General features: G+C 69.8%; 11 protein-coding genes. 1 reads left to right on the top strand and 10 read right to left on the bottom strand.

The window, feature by feature from the left end; translation table 11 throughout:
* Positions 1-124 precede the first annotated feature (124 nt).
* Complete coding sequence (gene orn, locus ACIP63_RS05840) at positions 125-730, bottom strand: oligoribonuclease (RefSeq protein ID WP_104786026.1); 606 nt, start codon at positions 728-730, stop codon at positions 125-127.
* Positions 731-740: 10 nt separating this feature from the next.
* On the bottom strand, positions 741-1,973 hold the full coding sequence (locus ACIP63_RS05835; protein WP_401511782.1) for a helix-turn-helix domain-containing protein: 1,233 nt from the start codon (positions 1,971-1,973) through the stop codon (positions 741-743).
* 825 nt (positions 1,974-2,798) lie between these two features.
* On the opposite strand from ACIP63_RS05835, the gene ACIP63_RS05830 reads away from it, so the two are divergent.
* Positions 2,799-3,320, top strand: coding sequence for a universal stress protein (locus ACIP63_RS05830; protein ID WP_401511781.1), 522 nt, complete (start codon positions 2,799-2,801; stop codon positions 3,318-3,320).
* An 86-nt stretch (positions 3,321-3,406) separates the two neighbouring features.
* Here ACIP63_RS05830 and glmS read toward each other — a convergent pair whose 3' ends face one another.
* From glmS to ACIP63_RS05790, 8 genes are all read right to left on the bottom strand, one after another.
* Complete coding sequence (gene glmS, locus ACIP63_RS05825; RefSeq protein WP_401511779.1) at positions 3,407-5,236, bottom strand: glutamine--fructose-6-phosphate transaminase (isomerizing); 1,830 nt, start codon at positions 5,234-5,236, stop codon at positions 3,407-3,409.
* A gap of 54 nt (positions 5,237-5,290) precedes the next feature.
* The gene (locus tag ACIP63_RS05820; protein ID WP_362926760.1) at positions 5,291-5,566 is read right to left on the bottom strand and encodes a hypothetical protein; all 276 of its coding nucleotides are present in this window, start codon (positions 5,564-5,566) and stop codon (positions 5,291-5,293) included.
* A gap of 118 nt (positions 5,567-5,684) precedes the next feature.
* Positions 5,685-7,469 carry an IucA/IucC family protein gene (locus tag ACIP63_RS05815; RefSeq protein ID WP_401511777.1) on the bottom strand — a complete coding sequence of 595 codons (1,785 nt, stop codon included), beginning with the start codon at positions 7,467-7,469 and terminating at the stop codon, positions 5,685-5,687.
* Positions 7,466-8,041, bottom strand: coding sequence for a GNAT family N-acetyltransferase (locus ACIP63_RS05810; RefSeq protein WP_401511776.1), 576 nt, complete (start codon positions 8,039-8,041; stop codon positions 7,466-7,468). The genes ACIP63_RS05815 and ACIP63_RS05810 overlap by 4 nt, the downstream gene beginning before the upstream one ends.
* On the bottom strand, positions 8,038-9,324 hold the full coding sequence (locus tag ACIP63_RS05805; RefSeq protein ID WP_401511774.1) for a lysine N(6)-hydroxylase/L-ornithine N(5)-oxygenase family protein: 1,287 nt from the start codon (positions 9,322-9,324) through the stop codon (positions 8,038-8,040). The genes ACIP63_RS05810 and ACIP63_RS05805 overlap by 4 nt, the downstream gene beginning before the upstream one ends.
* Positions 9,308-10,756, bottom strand: coding sequence for a pyridoxal phosphate-dependent decarboxylase family protein (locus tag ACIP63_RS05800; protein ID WP_401511772.1), 1,449 nt, complete (start codon positions 10,754-10,756; stop codon positions 9,308-9,310). Before ACIP63_RS05800 ends, ACIP63_RS05805 begins: the two co-directional genes overlap by 17 nt.
* A 162-nt stretch (positions 10,757-10,918) precedes the next feature.
* Positions 10,919-11,770, bottom strand: coding sequence for a siderophore-interacting protein (locus ACIP63_RS05795; protein ID WP_401511770.1), 852 nt, complete (start codon positions 11,768-11,770; stop codon positions 10,919-10,921).
* Between the two features lie 71 nt (positions 11,771-11,841).
* The gene (locus tag ACIP63_RS05790) at positions 11,842-12,870 is read right to left on the bottom strand and encodes an ABC transporter substrate-binding protein (protein WP_401511768.1); all 1,029 of its coding nucleotides are present in this window, start codon (positions 12,868-12,870) and stop codon (positions 11,842-11,844) included.
* Positions 12,871-12,899 lie beyond the last annotated feature (29 nt).

Below are 12,899 nucleotides of genomic sequence, written 5' to 3'. Positions count from 1 at the left end.
ATGTCGTCCGGTCGCTTTCCTGACCGGCCGAGAAAAAGTGTACAGGGTCCGAGCGGGTGCTCGCGCCCCGGTTCTCCGGGGCGGGTGCACGGGCCCCGGAGGGCCCGTGACCAGCGGTGTGTCCCTACTGCCCGGCGGCCGGCGTGTGGCGCGCCGCGATCTCCTTGGCGCGGGCCGAGTCCGGTCCGGGCTGCGGCACGAAGACCGCGTCCCGGTAGTAACGCAGCTCCGTGATGGAGTCGCGGATGTCGGCGAGCGCCCGGTGGTTGCCGTTCTTCTCCGGACTGTTGAAGTACGCCCTCGGGTACCAGCGGCGCGCCAGCTCCTTGACCGAGGACACATCGACGATCCGGTAGTGGAGGTAGCCCTCCAGCGACGGCATGTCACGCGCGAGGAAGCCCCGGTCGGTGCCGACCGAGTTTCCGCACAGCGGGGCCTTGCCCGGCTCCTTCACGTGCTCGCGGATGTAGGCCATGACCCGCTCCTCCGCGTCGGCCAGGGTCGTGCCCCCGGCCAGCTCGTCGAGGAGGCCCGAGGCGGTGTGCATCTGCCGCACCACCTCGGGCATGGTCTCCAGGGCCGCGTCCGGCGGGCGGATCACGATGTCCACCCCTTCGCCGAGCACGTTCAGTTCCGAGTCGGTGACCAGCGCGGCCACCTCGACGAGTGCGTCGTCCGTCAGCGAGAGCCCGGTCATCTCGCAGTCGATCCACACCATACGGTCGTTCATGGGCCCCACCCTACGGGGCGCTGCGCTGCCCCGGCAGGGCCGGGCGGCCCGGAGCGTACGCCTCGGGACCCGGTCCCAGGCGGTCCACGGCGCCGCCGGGTGCGGCCGTCGCGGTGACCGGCGACGGGCCGGGCGAGGACGCCGCGGCGGCCCGCCGGCTCGACCCCGTGCCCTGGGCGGGTACGGACGTCTCCAGCACCGTGGTGACGCTCTCCAGCGCCCCGCCCTGCGGACGGCGGGCCCGGTAGGCGGCCCGGTACGCGGCGGGGGAGGAGCCCAGCTGGCGGCGGAAGTGCCCGCGCAGCGCGACCGGCGAGCGGAAGCCGCAGCGGCCCGCGACCTCGTCGACGGAGTAGTCGGAGGTCTCGAGCAGCCGCTGCGCCTGCAGCACGCGCTGGGTGATGAGCCACTGGAGCGGTGCGCTGCCCGTGAGCGAGCGGAACCTGCGGTCGAAGGTCCGCCGGCTCATGTAGGCGCGCGCGGCCAGCGTCTCCACGTCGAACTGCTCGTGGAGATGCTCCAGCGCCCAGGCCACGACCTCGGCGAGCGGGTCGGAGCCGATCTCTTCGGGTAAAGACCTGTCGAGGTAGCGCTCCTGGCCGCCACTGCGCCGCGGCGGTACGACGAGCCTGCGGGCCAGGGCCCCTGCCGCCTCGGTGCCGTGGTCGGTACGGACTATGTGGAGGCACAGATCGATTCCGGCCGCCGTCCCGGCCGAGGTGAGCACGTCGCCGTCGTCGACGAACAGCTCACGCGGATCGACGTGCACCGACGGATAGCGCTTGGCCAGCGTCGGCGCGTACATCCAGTGCGTGGTGGCCGGGCGGCCGTCCAGCAGGCCGGCCGCGGCGAGGACGAAGGCCCCCGTGCAGAGTCCGACGATGCGGGCACCCTCCTCATGGGCGCGGCGCAGCGCGTCCAGGGCCTCTGCGGGCGGCGGGGAGGTGATGGACCGCCAGGCGGGCACCACGACGGTGCCGGCCCTGCTGATCGCCTCCAGGCCGTACGGTGCGCTGAGTTCGAGCCCGCCGGTGGTGCGCAGCGGTCCTTCCTCACCCCCGCAGACCAGCAGGCGGTAGCGGGGAACGCCCGCGTCCTGCCGGTCGATTCCGAAAACCGAGAGCGGAATGGAGCTCTCGAAGATAGGGCCGCCACTGAACAGCAGTACGGCTACGACTTCCCGGCGTCGCCGCCCGGTCAGCTTCCGTGACGCCTCCGTTGCGGTGGCGGAGTCCTGGCTCATGACGCTAAGCCCCCCTCGGTGTTCGCGTCTTCCTGGTCCTTACGGGCCTGTCGCTCCTGCACGTTTCCCCTCGGTCTCGCACGCGTCCCCAGTCCTCGACACTCAAGATCGAATCTACTGCGTCCCGTGGTCCCGACGTGACACGTTCCCCCACCGGCACTATGTCGACAAGGCAACTTGGCGCGAAGCGTTCGATCACGAAGCGTTTCACCCGCGAGCTCCCCAGGGAAGTGCGCATGACGATCATGGCCCGTCCCCATAGGGTCAAAGCGTACCGCGCGGTCTATTCCTGCCTGGTGGCACGTGGGTTGAGCGGCTCGGACCCCAAGGGAACGGGGTGGGGGTGAAGTTGGCTGAAAACCGATGGTTGCGTGTGCGTAATCCAGTCATGCGACCGGCGTACGCCCCCTGTTCGCGGGAGCATCCATGCGCCTCTGGGGCCTCTGGAGGCCATTGGGGCTCTCCGGGTGAACGATCTGCAATTGCATGATGGCGGGGCGTGACGGCCCCGGCCGGAGGGGCGGGTGGCACATTCGGCCGCCGCGCCCGGATCCCGGTGAGCGCCGGCCGGACACCGTGACCGGAACCCGTCGAAGCGTCCACGAGCTGGATGTACGACGCAACCGGCATTGCCATACCGGGGCACTCTCCGGCATGCTCCCTCCATCGCCGCCCGCGATGTGTGAGCGCTGGGCAGTGGAGGAGTGGCGCCGTACCCTTGGGGGTAAGGGGTTGGGAAGATGTTTCCCGGACACAGCTCCACCGCTCGCAGGTACACCTCCAAACCGCTCCCTCCTCACGAGGACTCTCTTCGCCGAGACACCGATGGCCGGTCACGAAATCCCTGAACCCGCAGACCGCAAGCAGGTAGCCGACCCCGGGTCGGAACCGCAGCCGGTCGGAGAGTCGCGCCCTTCCTGCGATCCCGCCTTCCGGCATGGAGTCGTGGTCGGTTTCGACGGCTCCATGTCCAGCGAACGAGCCCTCGCGTACGCCATCGGCATGGCCAACCGGCACGGTTCCGGACTGATCATCGTCCATGTGGCCAACCGGCTGCCGACCACCGTCTGGGCCGGCTGCGAGCCGCCCGTCTTCGTCGACGTTCCCGATCACCGCACCGAGGTCCTCGGCCTGGAGCTGGCCTGCGCGGACTATCTCGCCGAGGTCCCCTGGGTCCTCGTGGAGCGCGGCGGGGACATCTGTCACGAGCTGGAGGAGGTCGGCCGCGAGTATTCGGCCGACGCGATCGTCGTCGGCTCGACGCACGGCCTCGTGGGCCGCATCTTCGGGTCCGTGGCGGGCCGTCTCGCGCGCCGCGCCCAGCGCCCGGTCATCGTCATCCCCTGAGCAGCTCCTGAGCAGCCCCTGAGTGCGCGGAAAGGCCCCTGACGCGACGTCAGGGGCCTTTCCGCAGGCAGCGGGGACGGTGTCCGCTACTCGACGGTGACGGACTTCGCCAGGTTGCGCGGCTTGTCGATGTCCCGGCCCATGGCCAGCGCCGTGTGGTAGGCGAGCAGCTGCAGCGGGATGCCCATCAGGATCGGGTCCAGCTCGTCCTCGTTCTTCGGGACGACGATCGTGTGGTCGGCCTTCTCCTGCTCGCGGTGGGCGACGGCGAGGATGCGTCCGCTGCGGGCCTTGATCTCCTCCAGCGCGGCGCGGTTCTTCTCCAGCAGGTCGTCGTCCGGGACGATCGCGACCGTGGGGAGCGCCGGCTCGATGAGCGCGAGGGGGCCGTGCTTGAGCTCCGAGGCGGGGTAGGCCTCGGCGTGGATGTAGGAGATCTCCTTGAGCTTCAGGGAGGCCTCCAGCGCGACCGGGTAGCCCCGGACACGGCCGATGAACATCATCGACTGCGCACCGGCGTACTCCTCGGCCAGCTTCTTGATCTCGTCCTCCGACTCCAGGATCCGGCCGATCTGCTCCGGCAGCTTGCGCAGGCCCTCGATGATCCGCTTGCCGTCGGCCACCGACAGGTCGCGGATGCGGCCCAGGTGCAGGGCGAGCAGCGCGAAGGCGACCACGGTGTTGGTGAAGCACTTGGTGGAGACGACACAGACCTCGGGGCCCGCGTGGACGTACATGCCACCGTCCGCCTCACGGGCGATCGCCGAGCCGACGACGTTCACGACGCCCAGGACACGCGCGCCCTTGCGCTTGAGCTCCTGCACGGCGGCCAGCACGTCGTAGGTCTCGCCGGACTGCGAGACGGCGACGTACAGGGTGTCGGGGTCCACGACCGGGTTGCGGTAGCGGAACTCGGACGCGGGCTCCGCGTCCGCGGGGATGCGGGCCAGCTCCTCGATGAGGCCGGCGCCGATCATGCCCGCGTGGTACGAGGTGCCGCAGCCCAGGATCTTGATCCGGCGGACCCCGCGCGCCTCGCGGGCGTCCAGATTCAGGCCGCCCAGGTGCACGGTGGAGAAGCGGTCGTCGATGCGGCCGCGCAGCACGCGGTCCACGGCGTCCGCCTGCTCGGAGATCTCCTTGTGCATGTACGTGTCGTGGCCGCCCATGTCGTACGACTCGGCCTCCCACTCCACGGTGGTCGGCGTGGCCGTCGTGGTCGAGCCCTCCGTGGTGTACGTACGGAAGTCGTCGGCCTTGAGGGTGGCCATCTCGCCGTCGTCCAGGGTGACGATCTGGCGGGTGTGCGCGACCAGGGCCGCCACGTCGGAGGCGACGAACATCTCCTTCTCGCCGATGCCGAGCACGACCGGGGAGCCGTTGCGGGCGACGACGATGCGGTCGTTGAAGTCGGCGTGCAGGACGGCGACGCCGTACGTGCCCTCGACGGATTTCAGCGCCTCGCGGACCTTCTCCTCCAGCGTGAGCGCCTGGGAGCGGGAGATCAGGTGCACCAGCACCTCGGTGTCGGTCTCCGAGAGGAAGGCGACGCCGTCGGCGACGAGCTTCGCGCGGAGCTCGGAGGCGTTGTCGATGATGCCGTTGTGGACGACGGCGACCTTGCTCTCCGCGTCCAGGTGCGGGTGCGCGTTCTCGTCGCTCGGGGCGCCGTGCGTGGCCCAGCGGGTGTGGGCGATGCCGGTGGTGCCGGCGAACCGCTTGGGCACGCGGGCCTCCAGCTCGCGGACCCGGCCCTTGGCCTTGACCATCTTCAGGGCGCCGGGCCTGCCCGCCTGGGCCTTGCCCGTGATGACGATGCCCGCGGAGTCGTAGCCCCGGTACTCCAGCCGCTGGAGGCCTTCCAGCAGCAGCGGAGCCACGTCACGCTTCCCGATGTAACCGACGATCCCGCACATGGATTCTCTGCCCCTCCATCGACGTACAAGGTTTTGGTGCCCGGCCCGCCCTGCTCAGCCGTAGACGATGCGGCGCAGCTGGCGGAGCGAGAGCTCCTGCGGCGCCACCGCGCGGTGCGGCAGCTCGGCCGCGATCCGCTCGAAGATCTCCGTGTTCACCAGGCCGCCGGACTGCAGTTCGCGGTGGCGGCGCCGGACGAAGGCCTCGGTCGTCTCGTCGAAGTACGCCAGCACGTCGAGGATCACCCTGGCGGCCTCGCCGCGCTGGAGCGCGGTGGAGCGTACGAGGTGGTCGATGAGGTCGTCATGCGCGGGGCGGTGTTCGAGCACTCGTCGATATTGCGTGGATCGAGGGCGCTACGCAAGAAATCTGCCCGATATCGGGCAGATTTCTCATCCTGCGGGGTTGATCTGGAAGGAATGTCCGTTACGTTCTCATCCTTCGGCCTCAGTACCCCGCGATCGGGTTCCGCAGCCTGCCGGTCAGCTGGAGTGCGCCCGCAGGGTCCTCCAGGTCGACCATCTGCTGGTTGTCACGCAGCTGCAGCCGGTTCAGGCAGGACAGCGCGAACTCCTCCGTGAACATGTCGTACTGCTTGAACTTGCCGGCGAGGTACGGCACGGAGTCCTGGTAGCCCCGGACGCACGCCGCGACCGTCCGCCAGAAGGTCTCCTCGTCGAGGACCCCCTCCGTGGCCAGGTCCGCCCCCAGGAAGCGGAAGAAGCAGTCGAAGACGTCGGTGAGGACCGACAGCAGCTTCATGTCCTCGGGGACGTCCGCGCGGATCCGCTCGACCTGGGGCGGCAGGACCGCGTCCGGGTCCATGACCGCGATCTCCTCGGCGATGTCCTTGAAGACCGTCCGGCGCACCACGCCGTCCTCGATCACCAGGATCACGTTCTCGCCGTGCGGCATGAACACCAGGTCGTACGCGTAGAAGCTGTGCAGCACCGGCACGAGGTACGCGTCCAGGTACCGCCGCAGCCAGTCGGCCGGGTCGAGCCCCGACTCGGCGATCAGCGCGCCCGCCACCGAGCGGCCCTCGGCGTCGGTGTGCAGCAGCGACGCCATCGTCGCGAGCCGCTCACGCCCCACCAGGGAGGGAACGGGGCTCTCCCGCCAGAGCGCGGCGAGCATCTTCCGGTACGGGGACCCCTTGGTGGTCGCCGCCTCGTAGGTCCGGTGGTGGTAGCCGATGGCGGCCCGCTCCCGGATGATCGAGAAACCGGCCCCGCGCAGCAGCTCGTCGCGCTCGATCAGACCGGCCAGCCAGTCGTTGATCGCGGGGGTCGCCTCCATGTACGAGGCGGAGAGCCCCCGCATGAAGCCCATGTTCAGCACGGACAGCGCCGTCTTCACATAGTGCTTCCCCGGGTGGTCGGTGTTGAAGAAGGTCCGGATCGACTGCTGGGCCAGATAGGCGTCCTCGCCCTCGCCCAGGCAGACCAGGTGCTGCCGGGCCACCTCGCCGGCAAAGGTGATCGCGAGCTTGTTCCACCACTGCCAGGGGTGGACCGGGATCAGCAGGTAGTCGTCGAGGTCGAGCCCGAGGTCCGTCATCCGCGCGGCGAACCTGCCCAGGGTCTCCTCGCCGAGCTCACCCGCGATGAGGCCCTGGTAGTCCAGCCCGGCGCCCGCCGTGAAGGTGGCGCGATCGCGACGGGCGGCCAGCCAGACCAGGCGGATTCCGGTCGCCGCCTCCGGGGCGTACGCGCGATAGGCGTCGACCCCGAAGCCGAGCCGGCCGTTGTTGGCGACAAAACAGGGGTGCCCCTCGGTCATGCCGGTCTCCACCGCCTGGAAACCGGACACGGCGAGCTGTGCGGCGGTGGTCGGTTCCTTGGTCAGTTTGTACGCGGTTCCGGCCAGCGTGGAGGAGATCTCCTCCAGGTACACGGGAAGGATCTCCGCCGACAGGCCCAGCGTGGAGCGCAGCTCGACGAAGAACTCCAGCGCGTCCAGCGGGAGGTCCGAGCCGTGCCGGTGACGCGTGACCGACCCGGCGTCGACCTGCCAGTGGTCCAGCGCGAAGCGGCGGGCGGTGAAGCGGTACTCGACCGCGCCGTCGTCACCGCGCACGCTGTAGCCGCCGTCGCCGAGCGGGACCGGGACCAGCAGCCGTTCGTGGGAGAACTCGGCCAGCGCCTTGCGGATCAGCAGCCGGTTGGCGACGGCCCAGCGCTCGGGGGTCAGGTGGTCGACGGCTGCGGTGGTGGCGGTGCGGTCGGTCATCGGTGGGCTCCAGTGGTCGCGGCCTCGAACTGCTCGCGGGTGCAGGTGCTGAGCAGGGCCTGTTTCTCCGGCTTGGTGATCTCGCGGACCACCTCGAAGCCGACCGCCTCGTTCAGCGCGTGCACCGCGGTGTTGGTGACGTCGGGTTCGACGACGACCCTGCGGACCCGCGGATCGGCGAACAGGGTCTCCATGACGGTGGTGATCACGGCCCGGGTGAAGCCGTGCACCGGGGTCTCGGGCGGGGCGACCAGGAAGTGCATCCCGACGTCGCCGGGCTCCGCCTCGTACAGCCCCTTGAGCTCGACCTCGGTGGGGTCGTAGCGCTCCATCAGGAAAGCGGGCCGGCCGTCGTGCAGCCCGATGAAGGCGTCGTGGTGCGGGTGGGCGGCGATCGCCGTGTACTCCCGCTCGACGTCCTCCAGCCGGGCGTCGCCCATCATCCAGAAGGCCGCCCTGGGATGGGTGACCCACTCGTGCACCAGCTCGGCGTCGGACCTCCCTCCCGGACGGCCGGGGGAGGGGTCCATGGGGCGGACGGTGAACGTCCCCTGGGGTTTCGTACTGGTCATGCTGCGAACTCCTGGAAGGCGACGGACTTCTCGACCGGGTAGTACTCACGGCCGAGCAGTTCGCCGATGATGTACGCGTTGCGGTAGGCACCCATGCCCAGGTCGGGCGAGGTGATCGAGTGGGTGTGCACCCCGGCGTTCTGCAGGAAGATCCCGCGCCCGGTGGTGTCGATGCTGTAGTTGCGGGCCACGTCGAACCGGCCCCGGGAGTCGTGCCGGATCCGGTGGGCGACGGGCTCCAGGAAGGCCGGCGGGACGTACCGGTAGCCGGTGGCGAGGATCAGGCCCTCGCTGTCGAGCTCGTAGTCCCTGCCCTGCTCCTCCTGGCGCAGGCCCAGCGTGTACGTGCCCGTGGACTCCTCGTAACGCGCGCTGTTCAGCGCGGAGTTGGTGAGCAGGCGGGTGGGCACGGGGCCCGGCAGGTTCTTCTGGTAGAGCAGGTCGAAGATCGAGTCGATCAGCTCGCCGTCGATGCCCTTGAAGAGGCCCTTCTGGCCGGACTCCAGCCGGTAGCGCGTCTCCTCGGGCAGGGCGTGGAAGTAGTCGACGTACTCCGGAGAGGTCATCTCCAGCGTCAGCTTCGTGTACTCCAGCGGGAAGAAGCGGGGGGAGCGCGTCACCCAGTTCAGCCGGTAGCCGTGCACGTCGATCTCGGAGAGCAGGTCGTAGTAGATCTCCGCCGCGCTCTGCCCGCTTCCCACCAGCGTGATGGACTTCTTGGCCTGCAGCGCCGCCTTCTCCCGCAGGTAGCGGGAGTTGTGCAGGAAGTCGCCGCCCAGGCCCCGGCAGGCCTCCGGGATGTGCGGCGGGGTGCCGGTGCCCAGGACGAGGTGACGGGCGCGGAAGGCGCTGTCGGCGGTGCGGACGGTGTACAGGCCGTCACCCTCGTCGTACGTAACCGACTGCACGGTCTGCTTGAAACGGACGCTGCTCAGCGCGGCCGCGGCCCACCGGCAGTAGTCGTTGTACTCGGTGCGCAGCGGGTAGAAGTTCTCCCGGATGTAGAACGAGTAGAGCCTGCCCCGCTCCTTGAGGTAGTTCAGGAAGGAGTACGGGCTGGTCGGGTCGGCCATCGTCACCAGGTCCGACATGAACGGCGTCTGGAGATGGGCCCCTTCGAGGAACATCCCGGAGTGCCACTCGAAGTCCGGCTTGGACTCCAGGAACAGCCCGTTCAGCTCCTCGACGGGCTCGGTCAGGCAGGCGAGTCCGAGGTTGAACGGGCCGAGCCCGATCCCGATGAAGTCGTACGGAGCGGCGAGGGGCTCAGGAAGCGCGGTCAAGGGACTCTCCCAGGTACTGCTCGGCGTGGCCGGCGATCAGGTCGAGGACGGCGGAGATGTCGGCCGCGGTCGTCTCGGGGTTGAGCAGGGTGAATTTCAGGTACTGGCTGTCGCCGACCTTCGTGCCCGCGACCACGGCCTCACCCGAGGCGAAGAGGGCCTTGCGGGCGTGGAGGTTGGCCCGGTCGATGTCGGCGGGCGTCCTGACGTGGACGGGGACGTAGCGGAACACCAGGGTGGACAGCCGGGGCTCCACCACGACGTCGAAGCGCGGGTCGGCGGCCAGCAGCCGCCAGCCCTCGGCGGCCCGGTCGCACACCTCGTCGAACAGCTCACCGACACCGTCCGCGCCCATGGTGCGGAGCGTCATCCACAGCTTGAGCGCGTCGAACCTGCGCGTGGTCTGAAGGGACTTGTCCACCTGGTTGGGGATGCGCTCCTCGACGGTGCGCTCCGGATTGAGGTACTCCGCGTGATACGTGGCATGGCGCAGCGTGGCCCGGTCGCGGACCAGCACGGCGGATGAACTCACCGGCTGGAAGAAGGACTTGTGGTAGTCCACGGTGACCGAGTCGGCGCGCTCGATGCCGTCGACGAGTGCGCGCCGGGTGGGCGAGGCGAGCAGTCCGCAGCCGTAGGCGGCGTCGACGTGCATCCAGGTCGCGTACCGCTCGCAGAGCGCGGCGATCTCGGGCAGCGGATCGATCGAACCGAAGTCCGTGGTGCCCGCGGTGGCGACGACCGCCATCGGCACGGTGCCCTCTGCCTCGCAGCGTTCGAGTGCCGCGGCCAGCGCCACGGTCTGCATGCGCTTCTCACGGTCGACGGGGACCGACACGACGGAGTCCGGACCCAGGCCGAGGAGTTTCGCGGACTTCTGGACGCTGAAGTGGCTGCACTCGGAGGTGAGGATCCGCAGCCGGGTGAACTCCTCGGGGCGGAGCTTGGCCTCCTCGCGGGCCAACAGCAGCGCCTGCAGGTTGGACTGCGTGCCACCGCTGGTGAAGACGCCGTCCGCCGCCGGGCCGAGGCCGATGCGGGCGGCCGTCCAGTCGATCAGCCGGCGCTCGATCAGCGTGCCGCCCGCGCTCTGGTCCCAGGTGTCCAGGGAGGAGTTGACCGCGGAGAGCACGGCCTCGCCGACCACGGCGGGGATGACCACCGGGCAGTTGAGGTGGGCGAGGTAGCGGGGGTGGTGGAAGTACACGGCGTCGCGGAGGTAGACCTCGCCGAGCTCGTCCAGGGCGGCAGCCGTGTCGCCGAGCGGCCGGTCGAGGTCGATCGCGTCGACGACGGGGGCGAGCGCCTCGACGCCGATGCCGCTGAACGGCTGCTCGGCGGAGGCGAGTCTGGCTGCGACCTGTTCGACTCCCGCGGTGACGGAGCGACGGTAGTCCTCCGCCGTCGTGTGGTTGAGCAGGTGGGAACGCATGTGGGGGGCCTCCCGGGTAGGGACGTCGTCGCGGCCCTCCGGGCAGAGAAAGGGGGGACGAGGGCGCGACGGTTAAGTTAGGCAAGCCTAACCTAACAATTTTCGCGATCCTCGCCCCCCCGGGGGCCGTCACAGGAACTCCCCACAAGGAACGCAGACGTGTTACGCGGCCACCCGCGCCGCTTCCTCCCGCAGCTGCTCCTCGCTCAGCCCGCGCCGCCAGTAGCCGACGAAGGTGACACGCCTGCGGTCGAACTCCCGCTCCCGCACGAAGTGGCGGCGCAGCGCCCGCACCCCGGACGACTCACCGGCGATCCAGACGTACGGGGTGCCCTCGGGCAGTGCGGCGGCGCGCACGGCGTCCACGGCGGAGGGGGCGCCCTCGTCCCGTACGAGCCAGGTGATGTGCGCGTCGGCCTCGGTGCGGATGTCCAGCCGGTCCTGGGTGTGCGGGACCTCCAGCCAGACCCTGGCCTTCGTGCCGGCCGGCAGCCACTCCAGGGCGGCCGAGGCGGCGGGAAGGGCCGTCTCGTCGGCGCAGATCAGGACGCACCCGGTGTCCTGCGGGGGCTGGAAGCGGATCCCGTTGTTGTTCTCGCCGGTGGGGCCCAGCACGGTGAGCCGCTGCCCCGGCACGGCGGCCTCGGCCCAGCGGCAGGCAGGCCCGCCGTCCTCGTGGAGGGCGAAGTCGATGTCGATCTCGGTCGAGCCGTCCGGGGCGTACCGCTGGGCGCGCACGGTGTACGACCTCATCACGGCCCTGACGTCCGGGGGCAGGGCCCGCCACGCCGCGAACCACTCACCGTTCCCGTCGACCGGGACGACCGCCTCGGTCTGGCCCGGATGCGGCAGGAAGATCGAGAGGCTCTGGTCCCGGCCCCCGGCGGCGAAGCCGTCGCTCCCCGGTCCGCCGAAGGTGATTCTCCGCATGGAAGGACTGAGCCTGCTGGTCCTGAGGACCGTCAGGCCGAAGAACCGGAACGGGGCGACGGCGGGTGCGGTGGCGGTCGTCATGCGAGGGGTCCTCCCAGGAACGGGAACGGCGAAGGCCCTGCCGGGAGTCACTCCCGGCAGGGCCGGCAGGGTCAGCTGACCTTCTTGGCCTTCTCGATGGCCTCGGCGAGGGCGTCGAGGATCGGCGCGCACTTGTCGTAGGAGTAGATGGGCTCCGTCGTACGCGGGATGACCTGGCCGGCCTTGACGGCGGGCAGCTGGGCCCAGGTCGGCTTGGAGGTCAGGGCGTCGGGCTGGAGGGCCGAGGAGCGGTTGTCCATCATGATGATGTCGGCGTCGTACTTGTCGACGTTCTCCCAGCTCAGCTCCTCGAAGAAGCCGGCCGAGTTGACCTTCGGCTCGACGAACTGCACGCCGAGCTCCTGGAAGTACAGGGTGTCGGCGGACGTCTTGGCGAGGGAGACGTAGAACAGGTCCTGGCTGGCCGAGCCGACCATGACCTTGATGTTCGGCTGGGACTTGGCGGCGGCGCGCAGCCGGGCCGCCGCCTTCTCGAACGCGGCCTTGGCGTCGGTGACCTTCTTGGCCTTGACGTCGGCGCCGAGGGAGGCGGCGAGGTCCTCGTGACGCTGGATCGCCTTCGGCACCGTGGTCTGCGCGGCCCACAGGGCGACGCTCGGGGCCAGCTTGAGGATCTTGTCCTTGGACTGGTCCGGCACGTACCAGAGGGCGTCCTTCTCCCACATGGCGGTGACGAGGAGCTCCGGCGCGAGACCGGCGTACTTCTCGACGTTGAACTCGCCCCAGACGTTGCCGAGCACCTCGACCTTGCTGATGTCCAGGTCACCGGCCTGCACGTCGGCCTTGCCGTCGGAGGTCTTCGTCGGACCGAAGACACCCTTGACCTCGACGCCGTAGTCGTGGAGCGCGGCGGCGACACCGATGAACGCGACGATGTTCTTCGGTACGGACCCGGCCTCGGCCGTCTGTCCGCGGTCGTCCTTGAAGGACCAGGGGCCGGATTTCTCCGCACCCGAACCCGAGGCGGAGCTCTTCTCGTCGCTGTCGCCGCAGGCGGTGAGGACGGCACCGAGGCCGACGGCGCCACCGGCGGCCAGCAGGCCGCGGCGGGAGAGTGGGCTGGTCCGGAGGTTGGGCATGAGTGTGTCTGCTTTCGTACGCGCCCCAG

The sequence above is a fragment of the Streptomyces sp. NPDC088746 genome (assembly GCF_044751065.1).
Lineage (GTDB): Bacteria > Actinomycetota > Actinomycetes > Streptomycetales > Streptomycetaceae > Streptomyces.
Note: the sequence above shows the minus strand (reverse complement) of the source record. Positions and strands in the feature narration are given on the sequence as shown.